The organism is Planobispora longispora (assembly GCF_016863135.1).
In the GTDB taxonomy this organism is placed as follows: domain Bacteria; phylum Actinomycetota; class Actinomycetes; order Streptosporangiales; family Streptosporangiaceae; genus Planobispora; species Planobispora longispora.
In genome coordinates this window covers 55,566-77,415 of the sequence record NZ_BOOH01000066.1, presented here as the reverse complement: position 1 = coordinate 77,415, position 21,850 = coordinate 55,566, and the positions used below count along the sequence as shown (strand labels likewise).

Sequence of the window (21,850 nt, the reverse complement as noted above, 5' to 3'; positions counted from 1 at the left end):
TCGTCTCACAGGTCCCCGGCGGCGATGTGCACGACCTTGGTGTGGGTCATCTCGTCGAGCAGCTCGGGGCCGTAGCCGAACCCCTCCCCGCTCGCGCCGAGAGGCTGCGCCGCGCCGCCCGGGGCTCCGCCGAAGACCGCGTTGACCTTCACCGTCCCGGCCCGGAGCTCGCGCCAGGCCCGCTGGACGTGGGCGAGGGAGGGGGTGAGCACGGTGGCGGCCAGACCGTACTCCCCGGTGTTGGCCAGCGCGAGCGCCTCGTCGAAGCTCTCGACGACGCGGACCGCCGCCACCGGGCCGAACGTCTCCTCCCGCAGCACGAGCATGTCGTCGGCGCAGTCGGCCAGCACCGTCGCCGGGTAGAACGCGCCGGGCCCGTCGGGGATGTCTCCGCCGGTCAGGACGCGCGCGCCCGCGGCGGCCGCCGAGCGGACGTGCTCGTGGACGATCTCGCGCTGTCGGCGGTCGACGAGCGGGCCGAGCGTGGTCGCCTCGTCGAGCCCGGATCCCATGCGCAGCGCCTGCGCCGCGATCACCAGGGCGGCGGTGAACGGCTCCGCCACGGACCGGTGCACGTAGATCCGCTCGACCGAGACGCAGATCTGCCCGGCGTTGGCGAAGGCCCCGAGCGCGGCCTGCCCGGCCGCCCACTTCGGGTCGACGCCCTCGTCCACGATGAGCGGGTCCTTGCCGCCGTTCTCGCGCAGCACCCGGCAGCGGGCGGTCGCGGCGATCTCGCGCCCGGCCCGGGTGGAGCCCACGTGGGCGAGCAGGTCGAGGTCCGGGTGGGCGGCGAGCGGCGCGCCCGCGCTCCGATCTCCGGCGATCATGGTCAGCACGCCCGGGGGCAGATCCTCGGCGAGCAGTTCGACCAGGCGGGCCCCGGTGTGCGGGGTGCGCTCCGACGGCTTGTGCACCACCGTGTTCCCGGTGACCAGCGCGGCGCCGATCAGCCCGCACGCGATCGCCACCGGGTCGTTCCACGGCGTGATGACGCCGACCACCCCGCGCGGCTCGCGGACCATCAGGTCGGTCGCGCCCCAGCCGCCCTGGAGCGTACGGCCGCCGTGCAGGGGGCCCAGCTCGGCGTACTGCTCCAGGGTCCCGGCCCCGGCCTCGACGCCGCCGCGCGCGTCCGCCAGCGTCTTGCCCATCTCCCGCGTGATCAGCAGGGCCAGCTCGTCGGCGTGCTCCCTGACCCGGGCCGCGGCGCGGCGCAGCAGCGCCCCGCGCTCGGCCGGGGCCGTCCGCGCCCAGCCCGCGGCGGCGTCACGCGCCGACCGAACGGCCGCCTCGACGTCCTCCGCGCAGCCGCGCGGGCACTCGCCCACCCGCTCCCCGGTCGCGGGATCGTCCACGGCGATCGTGTCCGTGCTCGCGCTCGCCCGCCACTCGCCGTCTGCGAAGAGCCAGAGTGTTCTCATCGGCGCCCATGCCCTCCTGTCGCGCGGGCCGCTCCCGGCGGCCGTCTCGTACGTCCGGGCCCCGGCCCGTTCCCGCCGCCGGACAGCCGATCAGCCAGTGCCCTTGATCGGGGGCGGGAAAACGTCACCCCCGGGCAGCCGGAGGTGGCGCGGACCGTCTGCACCCCGGCCTGGCCGGCCCGGAATCGATCGCACAGGCCGACTCCGCCGGCCGACTACCCGTCTCGGCGGAGGTGTCCGTGCAGGAAGGTGCGGATGCCCGCAGTGACTGTCTCGGTGAGCTCATCGGCGGGCAGAGTGGCGTGGTGGGTGGGCAGTTCGGCTGAGATCAGCAGCAATAGATGGAGGGCCGCACGATCGGGGTCGTCGATCCGCAGCAGCCCCCGGTCGGCCATCTGTCGCAGGTGACCGCCCAGTTCACGGCGGACGCGGCGCGGCCCGGTCTCCTGCCAGGCGTTGATCGCTTCCTGAGGGATGTGGCCCGTTTCGGCGTTGATCTGTCCGACCAGGGAGAAGTGGGCGGCGCTGTCGGGCCTCGGCGTCACCCAGTCCAGCCCGAACTCGATGAGATCGGCCTCCACATCGGTGACCTTGCGTAGATGGCGGTCGATGACGGCGATCTGCGCATCGGCCGCCCGGGTGGCGCTCTCCTGAATCACGGCCAGGAACAGCCCGGCCTTGTCGGTGAAGTGGTTGTAGATGGTCCGGGTGGACACCCCGGCTTCAGCCGAGATCGCGTCGATGCTGGCGCGCGTGAAGCCGTCGCGGGCGAACACCGTCAGGGCGCCGTCCAGGATCGCCGGCCGTCATCCGGCCGTCACCGCGGGGAAGGCGACGTTCGAGGTCGTCGACCTGGCCGAATACGGGCTGTCGGTCCTCGACGAGCCTCTGCCTGCGCTGTTCGGCGATTACCGCCACGCCCACACCAGCCAGTGGGCCCAGACGATCGCATCGTTCGACGGGTTCGTCTTCGTCACCCCCGAGTACAACCACTCGGCCCCGGCCGCGCTGAAGAACGCCATCGACTTCGTGTTCGCCGAGTGGAACAACAAGGCCGCCGGTTTCGTCAGCCACGGTGTGCACGGCGGCGTACGCGCCGTGGAGCACCTACGGCAGGTCATGACCGAGCTCCAGGTTGCCAACATCCGCACCCAGGTCGCGCTGTCGGCCTTCACCGACTTCGAGATCACCGACCCGGCCGAGCCCGGCGTCATCGCCCCCGGACCGCACCAGGAGCCGACCCTGAACGAGCTGCTCGACGAGCTCATCGCCTGGTCCTCGGCACTCAAGCCGCTGCGTGAGGCCTCCGGTCGGACGGTGGCAGCGTGAGCGTGCGCTACCGGCGACCGGAACGAGACCATCCTCGGCGAACTGCTCGCGGGTCGCCGACGAGGTCGGGGCCGCCCCCGCCCAGGTGGCGACCGCCTGGACCCGCGCACGCGCGCACGCCGTACACCCGATCCTGGGCGCCGGAACCGCCGAACGGCTCGAGGACACACTCGGCGCCTCGGGCCTCACCCTGCCCGGCGACGCCGTAGGGCGTTCCTCCGGGGCCTCAGAGTGCGGCCGTGTAGGCCGCGGCCAGGCGCTCCATGACGCTCGGGCCGTCCCGCTCCGTCGCCGGCTCGCCGAGATGAATGATCCGCAGCTCGGCCATGAACTCGTCCCACAGCTCCGGCCCGCCCGCCGCGAGCAGTTCCGCCCGCACCCGCAGCCGCCTCGTGGTCGGCCGGTGGCGCAGGCCCCACTCACCGAGCTGCGCGAAGACCGGCACCAGCTGGATCGACGCCTCGGTCAGACTGTAGGCGGCCCGCCGTCCCGGCCCCACGTCCTCCCGGGTCAGCAGCCCGGCCTTCACCAGCCGCTTCAGCCGGTCGGCCAGGATGTTGGAGGCGATCCCCTCCTCGGATCCGGCGAGCAGTTCCCTGAAGTGGCGCCGGTCGCCGAACATCACGTCCCGCAGCACGAGCAGGCTCCAGCTGTCGCCGAACGCCTCGACCGCGGCATTGATCGGACACCCGGAACGCGCCGACTCCCCCATCTCACACCTCGCTTCCGAACCGGTTGCAATCTACCACCGGGTGGCCTAGCGTTGATAACTGATTGCAAACCGCAAGCAGATAACCGGAGGCGACGGATGAACGAGCCGCAGACCGCAGCCGGAAAGGTGCTCTGGCACTTCACGATGTCCCTGGACGGATTCGTGGCGGGGCCGGACCACGAGCTGGACTGGATGACCGAGACCACGTTCCGCCCGGACCTGACCGACGAGTACGTCGGGACCACGGGCGCCGTGCTGGGCGGCCGGGACGGCTGGGACCGCTACCCGGACGCCGGTGGCGTGTACGGCGGCGCCTGGCAGGGGCCGGTCTTCGTGCTCACCCACCACCCCGAGGACGCCGCGCCCGCCGACGGAGTCACGTTCCTGAGCTGCGACCCCGCCGAGGCGGTGCGGATCGCGCTGGAGGCGGCGGGCGGGAAGAACGTCGAAGTGCTGTCGCCCACCATCGGCCGCCAGCTCCTCGAACTGGGACTGATCGACGAGATCGACCTGCACATCGCGCCCGTCCTGCTCGGCGAGGGCATCCGGCTGTACGACAACCCCGGCGGCAAGCCGATCCACCTCCACCGGGCCGGCGTAGACGACCCCGCCTCGGCCGTGGACGTCCGGTACCGGCCCGTCACGACCGCGAAGCCCCCGGCCGGGAACGCGCCGGAGTGACCGGGCAGCAGACTTGAGACGTTCCTTCACGGGTTCACGGGGGGCGTCCGCTGTGCGGCGCAGCTCGGGCGGGCGGCACCCGGCCCACCGCGGACGTGCTCCACGGGTGGGCTCACCCGTCCGGCACGCACCGCCGTACCCGCTCCCAACCGCCCCGGTTCCGGTTCCGGCGGCCGCCGCGACGGTCACCGCTGCGGGGCGGACTCGGCGAGGGTGCGCTGGGCCACGGCGAAGGCGGCGTTGGCGGCGGGCACCCCGCAGTAGATCGCGGTCTGCAGCAGGACCTCCTTGATCTCGTCGGGGGTGAGGCCGTTGCGCAGGGCCGCCCGGACGTGCATGGCCAGTTCCTCCAGATGTCCCCCGGCGACCAGCGCGGTCAGCGTGACGCAGCTGCGGGTGCGCCGGTCCAGGCCGGGACGGTTCCAGATCTCGTCCCAGGCGTAGCGGGTGATGAGGTCCTGGAAGTCCGCGGTGAAGGGGGTGGTGTTCGCCACGGCGCGGTCCACGTGGGCGTCGCCGAGCACCTCGCGGCGGGTCCGCATGCCCGCCGCCCGGCGGTCGTCCTCCCGGCCGTTTCCCCGGCCGCCCTGGTCACCGCCCTCCCGACTGCCCTGGTCACCGGCCTCCCGGTCACCGGCCTCCCGGGCGTCTTCCCCGCCGCCCTCGCGGCTGCCGCCCGAGCCTTTCCCGCCCAGATGCCGGACGATCGCGGCGGTGACCGCCTCGGCCTGTTCGACGTTGGCCAGGTGCGCCGCCCCGGGCACCACGATCAGCAGGGAGCCGGGGATGCCGCGCGCCAGCGTCAGGGAGTGCTCGACGGGCGTGGCCGGGTCCTCGGCTCCGGCGATGACCAGGGCGGGCGCGCTGATCTCCGGGAGCCGGGCGGTGAGGTCGTATCCCGAGATGGCCTCGCAGCAGGCCGCGTAGGACTCCGCGTCCACGCCGTGCACCATGCTCAGCACCCAGTGGAGCAGGACGGGGTCGCTCTCCGAGACGCGGGCGACGAACCAGCGGCCGAGCAGGGTCTCCATGAGGGGGCGCAGACCGTCGCGCCGTACGGCCGCCGCCCGCTCCAGCCACGGGCCGGGCTCGCCGAAACGGGCGGAGCTGCAGCACATCACCAGGTGGGTCACCCGGCCGGGGGCGTCCGCGGCGACGGTGGCCGCGAGCGCGCCGCCGAGGGAGATCCCGCCGATCGCGAATCTCTCCTCGTCCACCAGGTCCAGCACGGCCCGCGCCAGCTCGTCGAAGGTGAATCCGGTGGCGGGCGCGGAGCCGCCGTGGCCGGGCAGGTCGTAGCGGAGCACCCGCCAGGTGGCGGTCAGCGTCTCCAGCTGCGGCTCCCAGACCGCCAGGCCGGTGCCCAGCGAGGGGCCGAGCACCAGGAGCGGGGCGTCCGCGGGCCCGTCGATCCGGTGGTGGAGTCTCATGCCCGGGGCTCCCGCAGGTTCACGATCATCCTCTTCTCTTCCGGTCATTCACGAATCCCCCGCGTCCATTCACAGTTCCCGCCGCTCACGACGTTCTCCCGTCCGCTCACGGCGTTCCGGCATCCGCACGGCGTTCTCCCGTCCGCTCACGGCGCTCCCCCGTCCGCCCCGCCGTCGGCGGCCCGGTAAGCGGCCAGGACGCGATCGATGAGGGCGTCGCAGGCTCCCAGGTAGCCCTGCGGGTCGAACAGCTCCTCCGGGACCCGGTCCGCCAGCGTCTCCGGCAGCGGCTCCGGCCGTCCGGACGCCTGGTCCAGGGCGTCCCGGCCCAGGTACGCGGCGAGGCGCTCGGAGACGAGCCGTCCGCCGGTCAGGTCCGCGTTGGCGCGCATCCGCTCGGGGAAGACCTGGAGCCCGCCGACCAGTTCGGCGGCGGTCTCGGCGGCCCCGCCGGTCAGCCGGAGGCACTCGCGCAGCGGCTGCCACTCGGCCTGCCAGGCTCCCGCGGCCCGCTCGTGCTCGGCGAGCTGCCCGCAGGCCAGCACCTGCGCGTGGGCGGGAACCTGGAGGGCGGCCGAGCGGATGAGCACCGACAGCGCCGGATTGCGCTTGTGCGGCATCGCCGAGGACCGGCCTCCGGAGGACTCGGCGACCTCGCCGACCTCCGTCTGCGCGAGCAGGATCACATCGGTGGCGATCTTTCCGAGCGCGCCCGCCGTCCCGGTCAGGGCCGCGCCCAACTCGGTGATCACCGACCGCTCCGCGTGCCAGGGCGCCACCGGGACGTCCAGCCCCAGCTCCTCGGCGAACAGCCCGACGAGCCCCAGCGCCCCGGCGGATCCCTCGGGCTCCGCGGGCTCCGCGGGCTCCGCGAGCTCCGCGGAAGCGGGCGCCTCCACGGGACCGGAGCTCGCGGAGCCCGCGGAACCGGGTCCGGGGAGGCCCGGAGTGGAGAGGCCCTGAGCCGGGCGGCCCGAAGCGGGGAGGCCGGGAGCCGGGAGACCGAACGCGGCCAGGGTGCCCGCCGCTCCGCCGAGCTGGGCGGGCAGCCGCAGGCCCCGCAGCCGGTCGCGCGCCTGGAGCAGGCCCGCCAGCCAGGTCGCCGCCTTCAGCCCGAAGGTGGTGGGCACGGCGTGCTGTCCCAGCGTGCGGGCGGCCATCAGGGTGCCGCGGTGGGTCTCGGCCAGTTCCGCCAGCCCGGCCGCGGTCCGGTCGAGGCCGTCCAGGACGGCCTCGACGGCCCGGCGGGCGACGAGCATGGCGGCGGTGTCGAGGATGTCCTGGCTGGTGGCCCCCTGGTGGACGTGGCGGGCCGCCTGGGGGTCGACGGCGCGCACCGCCTTCCTCAGCTCGGCGACCAGCGGGACGACCGGGTTGGCCGCCTGGCGGGCGGCCCGGGCCAGGCGGACCGGGTCGACGGTCGTGGTGGCCGCCACCTGGCCGATCACCCGGGCGGCCCGGGCGGGAACCGCGCCCGCCCGGCCCTGCGCGCGGGCCAGGGCCGCCTCGGCCTCCAGCATCGCGCGCAGCCAGGCCCGGTCCGAGGTGGCGGCCTCCGCCGCGGTGCCCGCCCGTACGGGCGAGAGCAGCCCGCTGTCGGCGTCCATCGCCCCACCTCCGTCCGCGCCGCTCTGCCGGTCCGGGCTGTCAGTAGTCAAGGAAGACCGTCTCCCCCTCACCCTGGAGGCGGACGTCGAACCGGTAGGCGTCGCCGTCCCGCTGAGCCAGCAGCGTCGCCCGGCGCTCGGGCTCCAGGCCGTCCAGCAGCGGGTCGGGCACGTCCTCCAGGTAGATCCGGGTCAGCACCGCGCGCAGCACGCCGCGCGCGAAGACCAGCAGCGAGACGTACGGCCCGGCCGGGCGTGCCGTACGGAACCGGTAGGTCCCGTCGGAGGCGGTGGCGCAGCGCCCGAACCCGGAGACGCCCTCTCCCGCGCGGGTGAGGACGCCGCGCGTCCCGGTCTCGCCCGTCCAGAGCTCCAGCAGGGCGTCCGGCACCGGCTCGCCCGCCCCGTCGGACACCCGGCCGGTGATCGTGATCGCGTCCGGGTGGCCCTCGGGGACCATCTCCCAGTCCTTGGCGTACGGCAGGCCGTGCGCGAAGAACGGCCCCACGGTCTGCGAGGGGGTGATCATTCATCCTCCATGGGGGTGCGGCCGAGAACGACGTCGAACCGGTACCCCAGTGCCCACTCCGGCTCGGTGGTGTCCATGTCGAAGGCGGCGACCAGCCGCTCGCGGGCGGCGGGGTCCCGGACGGACTGCATGATCGGGTCGAAGGGGAACAGCGGGTCGCCGGGGAAGTACATCTGGGTGACCAGGCGCTGGGTGAAGGCGGTGCCGAAGACGGAGAAGTGGATGTGCGCCGGGCGCCAGGCGTTGTGGTGGTTGCGCCACGGGTAGGCGCCGGGCTTGATCGTGACGAACCGGTAGCGGCCCTCTCCGTCGGTCAGGCACCGCCCCGCGCCGGTGAAGTTGGGGTCCAGCGGCGCCGGGTGCTGGTCGAGCTCGTGGGCGTAGCGGCCGGCCGCGTTGGCCTGCCAGACCTCCACCAGGGTGTTCCTGATCGGGTGTCCCGTCTCGTCCAGGACCCGCCCGGTGACGACGATGCGCTCGCCGATCGGCTCCCCGGCGTGCTGCCGGGTCAGGTCGGCCTCCAGCGCGCCGACCTCCGCGTGGCCGAAGACCGGGCTGGTCAGCTCGATCGTGTCCGGGTCGGTCTTGAAGGCGATCGGCGGCCGGGACGGCGCCCGCAGGACCGTGCTCCGGTAGTCGGGGCTCAGATTCGGGGGGTGGATCATGAAACTCCTTCCAGGACGAGGGCGAGGCCCTGGCCGACGCCGATGCACAGGGTGGCCACGCCGAGGCCGCCGCCGCGGCGGGAGAGCTGGTGGGCGAGGGTCCCGGCCAGGCGGGCGCCGGAGCAGCCGAGCGGGTGGCCGATGGCGATCGCCCCGCCCTGCGGGTTGACGATCCCGGGGTCGAGATCGGGCCATTCGGACAGGCAGGACAGGACCTGGGCGGCGAACGCCTCGTTCAGCTCGACGGCGTCCAGGTCGCAGAGGGTGAGCCCGGCCCGGTCCAGGGCCTTGGCCACCGCGGGCACGGGGCCGATGCCGAAGGAGGCCGGGTCCACGCCCGCCGCGCCGGTGGAGACCACCCGGGCCAGCGGGCGCAGGCCGTGCTCGGCCAGGCCGCGGGCGTCGGTGATCAGCAGGGCGGCGGCCCCGTCGTTGAGCGGGGAGGAGTTGCCCGCGGTGATCGTTCCCCCGGCCGGGGTGCTCCCTGCCGCGGTGCGCCCGGCCGTCGCGCCCGTCGCCCCGGGGAGGTCCACCGCCCCGGCGGCCGCGTCCCCGAGCCGGGCGAGCGCACCGGGGAAGGCGGGCTTCAGCTTGGCCAGGGCCGCGGCGGAGGTGTCCGGGCGGATCGTCTCGTCGCGCTCCAGGTCCCCGGCGGGGATCACCTCGGCGTCGAACAGGCCGTCGTCCCAGGCCCGCGCCGCCCGCAGGTGGCTCCGTACGGCCCACTCGTCCTGGACCTCGCGGCCGACGCCGTACCGGGCGGCCAGCAGCTCGGTCGCCTCGCCCAGCGAGATCGTCCACTCCCCCGGCATGCGCGGGTTGACCATGCGCCAGCCGAGCGTGGTGGAGTAGAGCTGCTCGTGCCCGCGCGGGTAGCCGCGCTCGGGCTTGGGCAGCACCCAGGGGGCGCGGCTCATCGACTCCACGCCGCCCGCGACCACGACGGAGGCGTCCCCGGCCGCGACCGCGCGGGCGGCCTGGATCACCGCCTCCAGGCCCGAGGCGCACAGCCGGTTGACGGTCGCGCCGGGCACCGAGACCGGGAGCCCGGCCAGCAGCGCCGCCATCCGGCCGACGTTGCGGTTGTCCTCGCCCGCGCCGTTGGCCGCGCCGAAGACCACGTCGCCGATCCGCGCGGGGTCCAGGCCGGGGGCCCGCTTCAGCAGCGCGCCGATCACCTCGGCGGCCAGGTCGTCGGGGCGGGTGGCGGCCAGCGCCCCGCCGTACCGGCCGATCGGGGTGCGGACCGCGTCGGCGATGTAGACGTCTGTCATGGGAGCACCTCGTACGGCAGGCCGACGTAGTTCTCCGCCAGCGTGGTCGCGGCGGCGTCGGAGGCGGTCACGTAGTCCAGGTAGGAGGTCTGCAGGCGGCGGCCGTAGGCGTCGTCGGAGTCGAAGGTGTGCAGCAGCGTGGTCATCCACCAGGAGAAGTGCTGCGCCCGCCAGACCCGCTTCAGGCAGATGTCCGAGTAGTCGTCGAGCAGCGCGGTGGAGCCGTCGGCGTAGAAGCGGGTCAGCGCCTCGGTCAGCACCCGCACGTCGGCGACCGCCAGGTTGAGCCCCTTGGCCCCGGTGGGCGGGACGATGTGCGCGGCGTCCCCGGCGAGGAAGAGCCGCTCGTGGCGCATCGGCTCGGCGACGAAGCTGCGCAGCGGCGTGATCCCCTTCTCGATGATCTCCCCGGTGGCCAGGGCGAAGCCGGGCACGGTCTCCAGGCGGGCCTTCAGCTCCGCCCAGATCCGCTCGTCCGGCCATTCGTCCAGGTCCTCCCCGGCGGGCACCTGCAGGTAGAAGCGGCTGATCTCCGGCGAGCGCATGCTGTGCAGGGCGAAGCCGCGCCCGGTCTGAGCGTAGATCAGCTCCTCGGCGGACGGCGCCACCCGCGCCAGGATGCCCAGCCAGGCGAAGGGGTACTCGCGCTCGTAGGTGGTGATCACCCCCTCGGGGACCGACGGCCGGGACACGCCGTGGAAGCCGTCGCACCCGGCGATGAAGTCGCAGTCGAGGCGCTCTCCGCCGAAGGTGATGTACGGCGCGTCCTCCAGCGAGTGCACGGCCACGTCGTCCACCTCGAAGCGGATGTCGGCGCCCGCGGCGAGCCGGGCCGCGATCAGGTCCTTGACCACCTCCTGCTGGCCGTACACCGTGATGGATCGCCCGGGGACCAGCTTCTCGAAGGCGACGCGGTGGCCCGCTCCGCCGTAGCGCAGCTCGATGCCCTCGTGCACCAGCCCCTCGCGGAGCAGCCGCTCGCCCACGCCCGACTCGACGAGGGTGTCCACCGTGCCCTGCTCCAGCACCCCGGCCCGCACCCGCCGCTCCACGTAGTCACGGCTGCGGCGCTCCAAGATGACCGAGGAGATGCCGCGCAGGTGGAGGAGATGGGAGAGCAGGAGCCCGGCGGGGCCCGCCCCGATAATCCCGACCTGTGTTCGCATGGGGGAGAGCATCCAGCTTCGGGGCGGGAAAACCGAGACTAGACTTCCGCTCAGTGGAAGGGCGGAGCAGGATTCTCACCGAATCCGCAGGTGAGCCTCAGGCAGGGAGAGACGATCATGGCGGGCGGGGCGCGCGAGCCGGGGCGTTCGGTCACGTCCAAGGTGCTGGCGCTCCTGGGCGCGTTCGACAGCGCCCACCCGCAGCTCAGCCTCTCCGACCTCGCCCGCAGGAGCGGGCTCCCGCTGTCCACCGTCCACCGGCTGGTCGGCGAGCTGGAGGAGTGGCAGGCGCTGAGCCGCACCTCCGACGGCCGCCTCCGCGTCGGCATGCGGTTGTGGGAGCTCGGCCAGCTCGCCCCCGCCCGGCTCCAGGACCTCGCCCACCCCTGGCTGCAGGAATTGTTCGGCACCACCGGGGAGAACGTGCACCTCGCCGTCCGCGACGGCATGGAGGTGCTGTACGTGGACAAGGTGCACGGCAGGCGGGCCGTGCCGATCGTCTCCCGGACCGGCGGGCGCCTGCCCATGCACCCCACCGGCGTCGGCAAGGCGCTGCTGGCGCACGAGCCCGAGTGGTTCGTCAGCTCCTACCTCGCGCGGCGGCTGGAACGGCCGACCCCGCACACCGTCACCGAGCCGGGCAGGCTCGCCCGCGAGCTGGCCGCCGTGCGCGCCCAGGGGTACGCGCTCACGTTCGAGGAGATGACCCTGGGCTCGTGCTCGGCGGCGGCGCCCGTCCTGGTCGGAGGCCGGGCGGTCGCCGCGGTCGGCCTCGTGGTGTCCTCCCGGCGGGCGCGCGAGCTCAAGCGCCTGGTCGAGCCGTTGCTGGCCGCGGCGGAGCGGATCGCGCACGACTACGCCCGGGCGCACGCGGCCTGAGCCGCGGGCCCGCGAGCCCGGCGCCCGCCGTCCTACAGGAGGGGCCACAGCGTCCAGTAGAAGACGACCGCGAGCAGGAGGGCCACGACGGCGACCGCGCCCGCCTTGAGCAGGGTGGGCCGCGGCATCAGCAGCCCGCCGCCGCCGAAGGCGAGACAGAAGATCCACAGCGGCGCGAGTTTCAGCAGGGCCGTCTCGCTGAGGTCGCCGAAGGCGCCGCCGTAGATCACCGCCGCCTGCGCCACGCCGAACACGACACTCGCGACGCAGAGGCTGCGCACCGTTCCGTGCCGCCGGGAGGGATCGGCCGCGCCGGGCCGCTCTCCGGCCGGGGCCCGCCCGGGAACGGTGGGGGCGCCCGGCGGCCCGGGGGCCGTGAAGGCACCCGGCGATCCAGGAGCGGTGAAAGCACCCGGCGGCCCGGGGGCCGTGAAGGCGCCCTGCGATCCGGCCATCGGCGGCCCGGGGGCGGTGAAGGCGCCGGGCGGTCCGGCGGACGGCGGCGCGGGCGTCGTCCATCCCACCGGTCGCGGCCCGTTCCCGCCCGTCGGGGCGGCGCCGCCCCCGGTCAGGACGGTGAGCACCCGGGCCGCGTCGGGCCGGGCGGCGGGGTCCTTGTCCAGGCACGCGGCCAGCAGCGGCAGCAGTCCTTCCGGGACCCCGGACAGGTCCGGGCCGCTGTTCAGGACGGCGCCCATCACCGCCATCGGGTGCTGCCCGGCGAAGGCCGGATGCCCGGTCGCGGCGTAGACCATGGTGGCGGCCCAGGCGAAGATGTCGGAGGCCGGGGAGGCGGGCCGGCCGGAGAGCTGCTCGGGCGCCATGTAGCCGGGGCTTCCCACCAGGGCCGAGCGGGTCGTGTCGGCCTCCAGTGCGCGCGCGATGCCGAAGTCGATGACCACCGGGCCCTCCGGCCCCATGATCACATTGGCCGGTTTGAAGTCACGGTGCACGATCCCGGTCCGGTGGATGGCGGACAGCGCGGTCGCGGTGGCGATGGCCAGGCGTTCCAGCCCGCCCCCGGCGCGGGGCCCCTCGGCGGTGACCAGCTGCTGCAGCGACGGGCCGGGGACGTACTCGCTGACGAGGTAGAGCCGCCCGTCGCTGACCCCCGCCGCCAGCACCTGGGCGGTGCAGAACGCCGCCACCCGGCGGGCCAGGTCGGTCTCCCGCTCGAACCTCTCCCGGACGGCGTCCTGGGCGGTCATCCGGGCGTGCAGGACCTTGACGGCCACCCGCCGCCCCGAGGGGTCGTGGCCGAGGTAGACCGTTCCCTGGCCGCCCTCTCCGAGGACCCCGGCCAGCCGGTAGACGCCGACCTGCCGCGGATCCCGCTCCTCCAGCCGCCCGAGATCGGACACCCGCCCACCCCTTTCCCGTTCACCGTTCGCCATCGGAGGTGGAGCCGATGATGGCACGCGATGAGCACGGAGGATACCGACCGCGGCGTCCCCGGGGGGAGCCCGGGGACGCCGCGGTACGGACGTCCGCCGCGTGGCGGGGTCAGAACTGCAGGGACGTCAGGGCGGTGAACTCCTCGATGCCCAGCGCGCCGAGCTCGCGGCCGTAGCCGCTCTGCCCGAAGCCGCCGAAGGGGGCCGTCGGGTTGAACACGCCCCCGTTGACGGCGACCTGACCGGTGCGCATCCTCCGCGCGAAGGCGGACGCGCGGTCGAGGTCGCCGGCCCACACCGCCCCGGACAGGCCGTACGGCGTGCCGTTGGCGATCACGAGCGCCTCGTCGTCGCCGCCGTCGTAGGGCACCACGGTCAGGACCGGGCCGAAGACCTCCTCCTGCTCGATGCGCGTGCCCGCCTCGGCCACCAGCACGGTGGGCCGGACGAAGAAGCCGGTCGGGGTGGTCTCGGGCTGCTCCGGGCCCCCGGCGACGAGCCGGGCGCCGTCGTCGATCGCGTCGCGGATGTAGGCGCGGACCCGCTCCTGCTGCACCTTGCTCACCAGCGGGCCCTGCTGGGTGGCCGGGTCCATCGGGTCGCCGATGGTCGCGAACTGGGTGAAGAGGGTGAGCAGCTCCTCGGTCTCGGCGAGCCGGGCCCGGGGCACCAGCAGCCGGGTGGTGGCGCTGCACGTCTGGCCGCTGTTGATCAGGCAGCCGGTCAGCGAGCCGGCGACGGCGTTGCCGAACTCCTCGGCCGTCAGGTCGCCGAGCAGCACGCTGGCCGACTTCCCGCCGAGCTCCAGCGAGGTGCGCTTGGGCGCGCGGGCGGCCAGCTCGGCGACGCGGCGCCCGGCGCGGGTGGAGCCGGTGAACGACACCATGTCGACCGCCGGGTGCTCGACGATCGCCTCGCCGACCACCGGGCCGGTCCCGGGGACCAGGTTGAACACGCCGGGCGGCAGGCCCGCCGCGTCGATGATCTCGGCGAGCAGGTAGGCGACGCCGGGCACCAGCTCCGACGGCTTGACCACGACCGGGCACCCGGCGACCAGGGCCGGGGCGACCTTGGCCGCGATCTGGTGGAGCGGGTAGTTCCACGGGGTGATCGCGCCGACCACGCCGACCGGCTGGCGGACCAGCACGGAGTTGCCCGACCGGCGCTCCCACTCGACCTGGCCGGCGACGTCCTCCATCGAGGCGAAGTCGATGACCGGAAGACCGGCCTGGACCATGACGGCCAGCTGCCAGGGCGCGCCCATCTCCCGGGAGGCCGTCAGGGCGATCTCCTGGGCGCGGGCCTTGAGGCCCTCCGCGATCACCGAGCACGTCTTGACCCGCTCGGCCAGCGGGGTGGCGGCCCAGCCGGGCAGGGCGCGGGCGGCGGCGCGGGCCGCCCGGTCGACGTCCTCGGGCGTGCCCTCGGGCACGGTGCCGATGACCTGTTCGGTGTAGGGGTTGACGACCGGGAGCGTGCCGGCGCCGGTGGAGGGGACCCACGCGCCGTCGACGTAGACGGTCTCGCGCGTGTGGTTCGGCTCGGGGACGGTCATGTCTGGCTCGCTTTCAGGCCGCGGTGGTGTGCTGGGCGATGTGCTCGGCCGTACGGTGGGCCAGGGCCATGCAGGTGAGCATCGGGTTGGCGCCCGAGGGCGTGGGGAAGGCGCTGGTGTCGCCGATCCAGACGCCGGCGACGTCGTGCAGCTCGCCGTTCGGCTTGGCGACGGAGGTCTGCGGGTCGGCGCCCATGCGGGCGGTGCCCATCTGGTGGGCGCTGCCCATGAACAGGCCGCCCGCGCCGATGTGGATCGACTCCAGGAGGGCCATCCACGCCTCGAAGTCGTCGCCGCGCTTGAAGACCGGCGGGGTGGCGCCGAACCACAGTTCCTCGGCCCCGGCGGCCAGGTGCAGCTCGGCCAGGGCGCGCAGGCCCTTGTAGTAGGCGGCGACGTCGCGCTCGTCGGTGAGGGCGTAGGTGTGCACGGCCTCGCCGTTCTCGTCGATCGTCACCTGTCCCCCGGCGTGCTCGCGCAGGACGAACAGGAAGTCGGCCATGCGGCCGAGCTTGCTCATCGCCTCCTTGGCCTCGCGGCCGTCGCGCCGCGCGAGCTGGAAGGCGAAGACGCCGGTGTAGTAGTGCGAGCCCTCGATCAGCAGGCCGTATCCGTCGCCCAGGTCGCGGAGCTCGTCCACGATCCCGGCCTGCGGCGGCCCCCACCACGCCCGCTGGTCCTCGGGGTAGACGCCGAAGATCCCCGCGCTGGGGTGCAGGTAGAGGTTGTGGCCGACGGCGGGGCCGCCGATGCCGGAGCGCAGCAGCAGGGCCGGGGTCTCCAGGGCGCCGCAGGCCACCACGACGTCGGCGGCGCGCACCGTCACCCGGCGGGTCTGCCCGCTGACGGGATCGGTGCGGGTGGCCTCGACCCCGGTGGCCCGGCCGCCCTCGGTGAGGACCCGGTCGGCGCGGGTGTGGACGATGATCTTCGCGCCGTGGTCGAAGGCGTCGCGCAGGTAGGTGTTGAGCGTGCCGCGCTTGCTCCCGCTCGGGTCGCCGAACTGGGTGTATCCGGCGGCCACCGGGTCGTAGGCGGCCTCGTCGACGTTGCGCACCGCCGTGTGCATCGACCAGCCGAGGGCCTTGGCTCCTTCGGCCATGCGCTGGTGCGGGCCGTTGAAGTCGCTGCACCGGTCGTTGGCGCCCATGCGCGTCAGGACCGCGTCCAGGTGGCGGTCGAACTCCTCGGTGTCGAGGCCGTCCAGCCCGTGCTCGCGGGCCCACTCGCGGCGCACCGCGTCGCTGGGCCGCACGCAGTTGTGCCAGTTGACGGTGGTGCCGCCGCCCAGCGTGTATCCGGCGAGCAGGCCGACGTTGCCGTCGGCGGAGACCGAGAGCCCGCCCCGGTACATCATCTGCTTGCCCTCGGCCTCCAGCTGGCGGTAGTCCCGCTCGCTGCTGGCCCCGCCCGCCTCCAGCACGACGACGCTCCTGCCCGCGGCGGCCAGCACCCCGGCGATCGTGCCGCCGCCCGCGCCGGAGCCGACGACCACGACGTCGGCCTCGATCACCTCGCCGTCGGCCGGAACGTACGGGGTGATGTACGGCTCGTCCTGGGGCGGGGTGATCTGCGGCCCGGGGTAGCCGTACTGCGCCCAGAACGGGTTGCGGCCCTCGGCGTCCGTGATGGAGTGGGCGAGCATGCACGCGCCGCCGCGCAGGGTGGAGATGGCGACGAGCGCCTCGGGGGCGAGCGCCATGGCGGTGGCGAGCATGCCCTCGCGGGTGGCCCGGCCCTGGTGCTGGAAGCCGAGCATGGCCAGCCCGTCGAGCAGCTGGGCGACGCCCGTCCGGTCCGCCTCGGGAAGGGTCTCCAGGTAGTCGGCCAGTGCCTCGTCGGCGCCGGCCGCGGAGCCGGGGGTCGCCCAGAAGCCGGTGGGGTCGTCGTCGACCTGCAGCGCCGGAACGGCGGTGTCCACCAGAGCGCGCAGCACGTCGCGCTGGACGGGAGTGAGAGCAGGCACGGGTCCTCCGTCGAGAGTGGGCGGTACTCGCCCGCCCAGCGCATGTGACGACGGCCACACTAGAACCTGATTCTGTAGCGCGCAACACACCCAGGGTAATCATCACAAAAGACGCATATGCCTCCTTCTCTCCCACCTCACCGGCACCGCCCGCCCTCTTAGCGCACCTCTCACCGGGCCCCGGCCTCCCCGCCCGTCGCGGCCCGGAGACGGCGGGCGGCCAGGGCCGCGCCGACCAGCAGGATCCCGCCCGAGGTCCGCAGGTCGGCGCCGAGCAGGGCGCCGGCCCGGGACAGGCGGTTGTCCACGGTGTTGGGGTGCACGCCCAGCGCCCGGGCGGTGGACCGGCGGTCGAAGTCGGCGGCGAAGTACGCCTCCAGGGTCTCCAGCAGCGCGGGATCGAGCGCGTCCAGCAGCCCGCCCAGCTCCGCGCCGCTCGCGCCGGGCGCGCTGAGGTGGTAGTCGAGCAGCACGTCGCGCAGTTCGTAGAGCCCGGCGGGACGGCCGCCGCCCCGGGCCACCTCGGCGATCCTGGCCGCCCGCCGGGCGGCGGCCGGGATGTCCGCGCGCCGCTCGGCGACGGCCGTCCCGATGTGCGCCGCGACGCCCCCGTCGGCCAGGCTGCGGGCCAGGCGGGCGGCGGGAGCCGGGACGCGGAGCGGGAGCAGGGCGTGGCCGCCCTCGGGGCCGAACCAGGACATGACCGGCTCCCCGACGTGGCGGTCCAGCTCGGCCTGGACGGTGTGGAGGCGACGCCGTACCTCCACGACGAGGCCGGTGGAACCCGCGGAACCTCCGGAGCGCCCGGCGCTCCCGGCTGCGTCGGCGTCCCGCGCCCTCTCGGTCTCGCCGGTGTCTCCGGTGTCTCCGGTGTCTCCGGCGTCTCCGGCGTCTCCGGCGGGGCCGACCGCCAGGTACAGCACCCGGTAGCCCGGTTCCAGGACGACGCCGTACCGGGCCGCCACGTCGTCGGCGTCCTGCCCGGCCAGCAGGGTCCTGGCCACCGCGCGCAGCGCCTCACCCCGCTCGGCCAGGGCGGCCTGGCCGAGGTAGGCCTCGCTCACCGCGCTCACGGCCCGCTCGATCGCCTGGAACATCAACTCGCCCAGGTGACGCAGCCCCTCCTCCTCGCCGGGCCGGGCCTGGGCGCACAGGGCGCGCCACAGCGGCCGGTAGGGGAAGAGGTGGGCGCTGAGCAGGACCGCCAGCGGCACCCCCTCGGTCATCCGCTGCGCCGCCCGCTCCCGGAACAGCAGCAGGTCGCGGCCGGTGACGGGCTCGCCCCGGGCGCCCCGGAGGAAGAGCCGGAGCCCGTGCCGGACGCTCGCGGCCACCTCCAGGTCCCGCACCCGCTCCGGCAGGCTCGCGAACGCGGGAACGGCAGCCGCCTGCTCCGCGACGATCTCCCGGGTCAGCCGGTTGACCAGAGGTTCGCAGCGGGCCGCGATCCGGGCGGCGACACGGGCCCCGGCATCGGGATCCGGGACGCGGAGACCGGGAACGCCGGGCTGCGGAGCGGCGCGGCCGGAGGCGTCGGAGTCCGGGGCGCCGGGTTCGGAAACGCCGGGGGCGGCGCGGTCGGGAGGGCCGGAGTCGTCCATCCGTGGATTGTGACATCTCACAATCCACAGGGGGTCCGGGTGGGACGGGGGGTGATTGCGCTCATTCCGTACGGACAGCACAGTGAGCACACTCCCCTCGCGGGAACGCCCGCGCCCGCCGTACCGCCGCAGGGGGCGCCCGGGCCCGCCGCATCGCCGCGGCCACCGGTGACGGCGGCCACCGCGCCGGGCGGGGAGAAGACCGACGAAGGAGCGATCCGATGGGCAGCGATCCGATGGATCTCGTGGGCTACGCCGACCTGGTCTGGAGCGGGAAGGCCGACGACAGCATCGTGCACGGCGGCCTGTCCGGGCGCGGGGTCGTCGACGTCGTGGACGGCGTGGGCTTCCGCAGCGGTTTCGGCAACACGATCGTCGTCCGGGGCGGGGGCGAGGCGGCGCTGTTCGACACCGGCAACCCCTTCGATCCCGCCCGGCTCCACCGTGAGGTGCGGGAGTGGACGACCGATCCGGTGACGACCGTGGTCTACTCGCACGGGCACATCGACCACATCTCGGGTGTGGGCCCGTTCGACGCCGAGGCCGACGCGGCCGGGAGGCCCCGGCCCGTGGTGGCCGCCCATGAGGCGGTGGCCGCGCGCTTCGACCGCTACCTCATGACCCTCGGCTACAACTCGGTGATCAACCGCAGGCAGTTCCAGATGGACGGGTTCATCTGGCCGTCGGAGTACCGGTACCCGGACGTCGACTACCGCGACACGCTGACCGCCGGCCCCTTCGAGCTCTTCCACGGCAAGGGCGAGACCGACGACGCCAGCGTCGGGTTCCTGCCCGAGCAGCGGGTGCTGCTCCCCGGCGACCTGTTCATCTGGGTCAGCCCCAACTGCGGCAACCCGCAGAAGGTGCAGCGCTACCCGCGCGAGTGGGCGATCGCGCTGCGCCGGATGGCCGCGCTCAACGCCGAGATCATGCTCCCCAGCCACGGCGCGCCCGTCTTCGGCGCCGACCGGGTCGAGCAGGCGCTGATCGAGACGGCCGAGTGGCTGGAGAGCCTGGTGGAGCAGACTCTCGCCATGCTCAACGACGGGGCCAGGCTCGACGCGATCGTACGGGAGGTCCACCCGCCCGCCCGGCTCGCCGACCGGCCCTACCTCCGGCCGCACTATGACGAGCCCGAGTTCATCGTGCGCAACATCTGGCGGTTGTACGGCGGGTGGTACGACGGCAACCCGGCCAACCTCAAGCCCGCGCCCGACGCCGTGCTGGCCGGGGCCGTGGCCGGCCTCGCGGGCGGCGCGGCCGAACTCGGCGAGGCGGCGCTGCGCGCGCTGGAGGCGGGCGACCAGCGCCTGGCCGGGCACCTGGCCGAGATGGCCGTGCAGGCGGCCCCCGGCGACGCGGACCTGCACCGGATCAGGGCCGAGGTGTTCGAGGCCAGGGCGGCGTCCGAGGCGTCCCTGATGTCTCGGGGCGTGTTCGCCTGGGCCGCCGCCGAGTCCCGCAGAGCCGCCGGGACCGGCGAGGCGGCCGGGACCTCAGCCGCCGGCACCTCCGGCGACTGAGATCCCAGCGGCCGAGGTGCCGGCGGCCGGGTCCCGGCAGCCGGGTCCCGGCAGCCGAGGTGCCGGCGGCCGAGGGCGCCGCGGATCACCTCGTCGGCGGGCGGTCACGGCCACCGCCGATCGGACTTCCACGGCGCTCTGGGGTCGCCCCCGTCAGGAGTGATCGGCTCAGGAGTGATCGGCGGCGCGCTCGGCCTCGTCCATGGCCCTGTCGTTCACCACCGCCATGCCGGCGATCCGGACGAGCACCAGCAGCGCCATGACGGCGAAGACCGCGCGGAGCCCGAGGAACTGGGCCAGCAGGCCGCCGGCGGCGGCGCCCAGGGGCATGGTGCCCCAGGCGAGGAGGCGGTAGGCGCTGTTGAGGCGGCCCAGCAGCCGGTCGGGGGTGATCCGCTGCCGCAGCGACACCGTGATGACGTTCCAGACGGCGATGGAGACGCCCCCGACGAAGAACATGGCGCCGATCGCGAACGGGTCGGCCGTCAGAGCCGGCGCGCCGACGAAGAGCGCGCCGGTGAAGATCGTCAGCGCGATCGCACGGGAGCGCCCCAGCAGGCGCTCGGCCCGGTCCGCGACGAGGGAGCCGAGCAGGCTGCCCGCCGCGGTGGCGGTGAGCAGCAGGCCGTACGCCGGTTCGGACAGGCCCATGGCGGAGCCGGGCCCCACCGCGTAGAGCACGAGGACGGCCCAGGTGGCGCTGCCGGCGAAGTTGAACACGCCCACCATGGCGGCGAGGGTCCGCAGGAGCCGGTGACGCCAGAGGAAGCGCAGGCCCTCGGCGATGTCGGCGCGCATGGTGGTGCGCCGCTCCCGCTCGATCCGGAACGAGCCGCGCACGAGCAGCAGCGCCACCACGGCGGCCGCCCACAGCGCCACGGGCGCGATGAACGCCAGCGCCACGCCCGCCGCCACCAGGAAACCGCCCACGGGCGGGCCGACGAACTCGTTGGCGGTCAGCTCGGCGGCGTGCAGGCGCCCGTTGGCCCGCGAGAGCCGGTCACGCGGGACGACCTGCGGCAGGATCGACTGCGCCGAGGTGTCGTAGATCGTCTCGGTGACGCCGGCGCAGACCGCGACGGCGTAGAGCACCCAGATCGAGCCGGCGCCGGTCACGACGGCCAGCGTGAGCACCGCCAGCAGCACGGCCCGGACGACGTTGGCGCCCAGCATCGCGCGGCGGCGGTCGAGCCGGTCGGCCAGCGCTCCGGCGGGCAGCGCGAAGACCAGCCACGGGAGCGTCAGTGCGAAGGTCAGCCCCGCGATCAGGGCGGGAGAGTCCGTGAAGCGGATGGCCACCAGGGGCAGGGCCACCTTGAAGATGCCGTCGGCCAGGTTGGACAGGGCGGAGGAGGTCCACAGGCGCCAGAAGGCGGCCCCCAGTGGAGGCGGATCGGCACCGGACGCCTGCCGGTCGTCCGCCTGGAGACGGTCGTCGGTTGCCATGAATCGAGAGTTTCAGAGCGATTTAGAAAAATCAATCGATGTGACAGATATGAATCAGCCTCTTACGCTGTACCCATGAGCGAGCAGGGTGCCGGGCAGGAATCACCGGAGGCCGCCTCCCCCCACCCGCGGCAGCGGCGGGCGGCGACGGTCAAGGAGGCCAAGGCCCTCGCGCATCCGCTGCGCGTGCGCATCCTGCGGCTGTGCGCCCAGCGGGAGATGACGAACAAGCAGCTGGCCGACCGGCTCGGCAGCGACCCGGGCACGGTCTTCTACCACGTCCGCCAGCTGGTGGAGGCGGGCCTGCTGCACCAGGCGCCGGTGCGGACCGGCGAGAGCGGCGCCCTGGAGAAGCCCTACCGGTCCACGGGCCGCTCGTGGTGGCTGGACGACCCGCTGTCCGGCGAGGGGCCCGAGGCGTCCTTCGCGCCGATCCAGGCGTTCCAGGACGAGCTGCGCGAGGCGGGCCCGGAGTCCGTGCGGATGTTCAGCCGGTTCATGCTCCACCTGTCACCCGAGGAGATCGAGGAGCTGGACCGCCGCATCCTCGCGATCCTCGACGAGTACATCGAGACCGACGACCAGCGTCCCGACCGGCCCGCGTACGGCGGCATGGTCATCCTCCACCGGCTGGCGGAGTGAGGCCCGGCCGGCGAGCGGGTTGCGGGA

19 protein-coding genes are annotated in these 21,850 nt (G+C 74.3%); 5 read left to right on the top strand and 14 right to left on the bottom strand.

Annotation, left to right across the window (positions count from 1 at the left end; translation table 11 throughout):
* Positions 1–5: 5 nt before the first annotated feature.
* Both Plo01_RS36675 and Plo01_RS36670 read right to left on the bottom strand, forming a co-directional pair.
* Positions 6–1,424 (bottom strand): aldehyde dehydrogenase family protein, encoded by a 1,419-nt coding sequence (locus tag Plo01_RS36675; protein WP_203895378.1) that lies wholly within the window; start codon positions 1,422–1,424, stop codon positions 6–8.
* Between the two features lie 215 nt (positions 1,425–1,639).
* Positions 1,640–2,200: a TetR/AcrR family transcriptional regulator gene (locus Plo01_RS36670; RefSeq protein WP_203895386.1), complete on the bottom strand. Its 561-nt coding sequence runs from the start codon at positions 2,198–2,200 to the stop codon at positions 1,640–1,642.
* Here Plo01_RS36670 and Plo01_RS36665 point away from each other — a divergent pair.
* Positions 2,178–2,753 carry an NADPH-dependent FMN reductase gene (locus Plo01_RS36665; RefSeq protein ID WP_239317796.1) on the top strand — a complete coding sequence of 192 codons (576 nt, stop codon included), beginning with the start codon at positions 2,178–2,180 and terminating at the stop codon, positions 2,751–2,753. The two genes, Plo01_RS36670 and Plo01_RS36665, sit on opposite strands and share 23 nt — an antisense overlap.
* A 226-nt stretch (positions 2,754–2,979) precedes the next feature.
* On the opposite strand, the gene Plo01_RS36660 is transcribed toward Plo01_RS36665, so the two are convergent.
* Complete coding sequence (locus Plo01_RS36660; RefSeq protein WP_203895376.1) at positions 2,980–3,465, bottom strand: winged helix-turn-helix transcriptional regulator; 486 nt, start codon at positions 3,463–3,465, stop codon at positions 2,980–2,982.
* Positions 3,466–3,561: 96 nt separating this feature from the next.
* Between Plo01_RS36660 and Plo01_RS36655 the strand changes: the two genes are divergently transcribed.
* On the top strand, positions 3,562–4,146 hold the full coding sequence (locus Plo01_RS36655) for a dihydrofolate reductase family protein (RefSeq protein WP_203895375.1): 585 nt from the start codon (positions 3,562–3,564) through the stop codon (positions 4,144–4,146).
* Between the two features lie 185 nt (positions 4,147–4,331).
* Here Plo01_RS36655 and pcaDC read toward each other — a convergent pair whose 3' ends face one another.
* From pcaDC to pobA, 6 genes are all read right to left on the bottom strand, one after another.
* Complete coding sequence (gene pcaDC / locus Plo01_RS36650) at positions 4,332–5,576, bottom strand: bifunctional 3-oxoadipate enol-lactonase/4-carboxymuconolactone decarboxylase PcaDC (RefSeq protein WP_203895374.1); 1,245 nt, start codon at positions 5,574–5,576, stop codon at positions 4,332–4,334.
* A gap of 146 nt (positions 5,577–5,722) precedes the next feature.
* Positions 5,723–7,183 (bottom strand): lyase family protein, encoded by a 1,461-nt coding sequence (locus Plo01_RS36645; protein ID WP_203895373.1) that lies wholly within the window; start codon positions 7,181–7,183, stop codon positions 5,723–5,725.
* 40 nt (positions 7,184–7,223) lie between these two features.
* Complete coding sequence (pcaG, locus tag Plo01_RS36640; RefSeq protein ID WP_203895372.1) at positions 7,224–7,712, bottom strand: protocatechuate 3,4-dioxygenase subunit alpha; 489 nt, start codon at positions 7,710–7,712, stop codon at positions 7,224–7,226.
* The gene (pcaH, locus tag Plo01_RS36635; RefSeq protein WP_203895371.1) at positions 7,709–8,377 is read right to left on the bottom strand and encodes a protocatechuate 3,4-dioxygenase subunit beta; all 669 of its coding nucleotides are present in this window, start codon (positions 8,375–8,377) and stop codon (positions 7,709–7,711) included. The genes pcaG and pcaH overlap by 4 nt, the downstream gene beginning before the upstream one ends.
* Complete coding sequence (locus Plo01_RS36630) at positions 8,374–9,651, bottom strand: thiolase family protein (RefSeq protein WP_203895370.1); 1,278 nt, start codon at positions 9,649–9,651, stop codon at positions 8,374–8,376. Before Plo01_RS36630 ends, pcaH begins: the two co-directional genes overlap by 4 nt.
* Positions 9,648–10,817 (bottom strand): 4-hydroxybenzoate 3-monooxygenase, encoded by a 1,170-nt coding sequence (gene pobA / locus Plo01_RS36625; protein WP_203895369.1) that lies wholly within the window; start codon positions 10,815–10,817, stop codon positions 9,648–9,650. Before pobA ends, Plo01_RS36630 begins: the two co-directional genes overlap by 4 nt.
* Positions 10,818–10,907: 90 nt before the next feature.
* On the opposite strand from pobA, the gene Plo01_RS36620 reads away from it, so the two are divergent.
* Positions 10,908–11,696, top strand: a complete 789-nt coding sequence (locus tag Plo01_RS36620) for an IclR family transcriptional regulator (RefSeq protein WP_239317793.1) — start codon at positions 10,908–10,910, stop codon at positions 11,694–11,696.
* 32 nt (positions 11,697–11,728) lie between these two features.
* Here the strand turns inward: Plo01_RS36620 and Plo01_RS36615 are convergent, their stop codons facing one another.
* The 4 genes from Plo01_RS36615 to Plo01_RS36600 all read right to left on the bottom strand — a co-directional run bounded on the left by Plo01_RS36615 (position 11,729) and on the right by Plo01_RS36600 (position 18,212).
* Positions 11,729–13,057 (bottom strand): protein kinase domain-containing protein, encoded by a 1,329-nt coding sequence (locus tag Plo01_RS36615; RefSeq protein WP_203895368.1) that lies wholly within the window; start codon positions 13,055–13,057, stop codon positions 11,729–11,731.
* 142 nt (positions 13,058–13,199) lie between these two features.
* Positions 13,200–14,645, bottom strand: coding sequence for an aldehyde dehydrogenase family protein (locus Plo01_RS36610; RefSeq protein ID WP_203895367.1), 1,446 nt, complete (start codon positions 14,643–14,645; stop codon positions 13,200–13,202).
* Positions 14,646–14,658: 13 nt separating this feature from the next.
* On the bottom strand, positions 14,659–16,611 hold the full coding sequence (locus Plo01_RS36605) for a GMC family oxidoreductase (RefSeq protein ID WP_203895366.1): 1,953 nt from the start codon (positions 16,609–16,611) through the stop codon (positions 14,659–14,661).
* Positions 16,612–16,781: 170 nt separating this feature from the next.
* Positions 16,782–18,212 carry a helix-turn-helix domain-containing protein gene (locus Plo01_RS36600; RefSeq protein WP_203895365.1) on the bottom strand — a complete coding sequence of 477 codons (1,431 nt, stop codon included), beginning with the start codon at positions 18,210–18,212 and terminating at the stop codon, positions 16,782–16,784.
* A 221-nt stretch (positions 18,213–18,433) separates the two neighbouring features.
* Between Plo01_RS36600 and Plo01_RS36595 the strand changes: the two genes are divergently transcribed.
* On the top strand, positions 18,434–19,735 hold the full coding sequence (locus Plo01_RS36595; protein WP_239317790.1) for an alkyl sulfatase dimerization domain-containing protein: 1,302 nt from the start codon (positions 18,434–18,436) through the stop codon (positions 19,733–19,735).
* Positions 19,736–19,903: 168 nt separating this feature from the next.
* Here Plo01_RS36595 and Plo01_RS36590 read toward each other — a convergent pair whose 3' ends face one another.
* The gene (locus Plo01_RS36590; RefSeq protein WP_203895364.1) at positions 19,904–21,181 is read right to left on the bottom strand and encodes an MFS transporter; all 1,278 of its coding nucleotides are present in this window, start codon (positions 21,179–21,181) and stop codon (positions 19,904–19,906) included.
* Positions 21,182–21,256: 75 nt separating this feature from the next.
* Between Plo01_RS36590 and Plo01_RS36585 the strand changes: the two genes are divergently transcribed.
* On the top strand, positions 21,257–21,823 hold the full coding sequence (locus tag Plo01_RS36585; RefSeq protein WP_203895363.1) for an ArsR/SmtB family transcription factor: 567 nt from the start codon (positions 21,257–21,259) through the stop codon (positions 21,821–21,823).
* Positions 21,824–21,850 lie beyond the last annotated feature (27 nt).

Excerpts from the sequence above, each read along its gene's own strand:
- Plo01_RS36655 (WP_203895375.1), top strand. The coding sequence starts at position 3,562 with ATGAACGAGCCGCAGACCGCAGCCGGAAAGGTGCTCTGGCACTTCACG.
- pcaG (WP_203895372.1), bottom strand. The coding sequence starts at position 7,712 with ATGATCACCCCCTCGCAGACCGTGGGGCCGTTCTTCGCGCACGGCCTG.
- pobA (WP_203895369.1), bottom strand. The coding sequence starts at position 10,817 with ATGCGAACACAGGTCGGGATTATCGGGGCGGGCCCCGCCGGGCTCCTG.
- Plo01_RS36590 (WP_203895364.1), bottom strand. The coding sequence starts at position 21,181 with ATGGCAACCGACGACCGTCTCCAGGCGGACGACCGGCAGGCGTCCGGT.
- Plo01_RS36595 (WP_239317790.1), top strand. The coding sequence starts at position 18,434 with ATGGGCAGCGATCCGATGGATCTCGTGGGCTACGCCGACCTGGTCTGG.
- pcaH (WP_203895371.1), bottom strand. The coding sequence starts at position 8,377 with ATGATCCACCCCCCGAATCTGAGCCCCGACTACCGGAGCACGGTCCTG.
- Plo01_RS36585 (WP_203895363.1), top strand. The coding sequence starts at position 21,257 with ATGAGCGAGCAGGGTGCCGGGCAGGAATCACCGGAGGCCGCCTCCCCC.
- Plo01_RS36675 (WP_203895378.1), bottom strand. The coding sequence starts at position 1,424 with ATGAGAACACTCTGGCTCTTCGCAGACGGCGAGTGGCGGGCGAGCGCG.
- Plo01_RS36645 (WP_203895373.1), bottom strand. The coding sequence starts at position 7,183 with ATGGACGCCGACAGCGGGCTGCTCTCGCCCGTACGGGCGGGCACCGCG.
- Plo01_RS36600 (WP_203895365.1), bottom strand. The coding sequence starts at position 18,212 with ATGGACGACTCCGGCCCTCCCGACCGCGCCGCCCCCGGCGTTTCCGAA.
- Plo01_RS36630 (WP_203895370.1), bottom strand. The coding sequence starts at position 9,651 with ATGACAGACGTCTACATCGCCGACGCGGTCCGCACCCCGATCGGCCGG.
- Plo01_RS36660 (WP_203895376.1), bottom strand. The coding sequence starts at position 3,465 with ATGGGGGAGTCGGCGCGTTCCGGGTGTCCGATCAATGCCGCGGTCGAG.
- Plo01_RS36610 (WP_203895367.1), bottom strand. The coding sequence starts at position 14,645 with ATGACCGTCCCCGAGCCGAACCACACGCGCGAGACCGTCTACGTCGAC.
- pcaDC (WP_203895374.1), bottom strand. The coding sequence starts at position 5,576 with ATGAGACTCCACCACCGGATCGACGGGCCCGCGGACGCCCCGCTCCTG.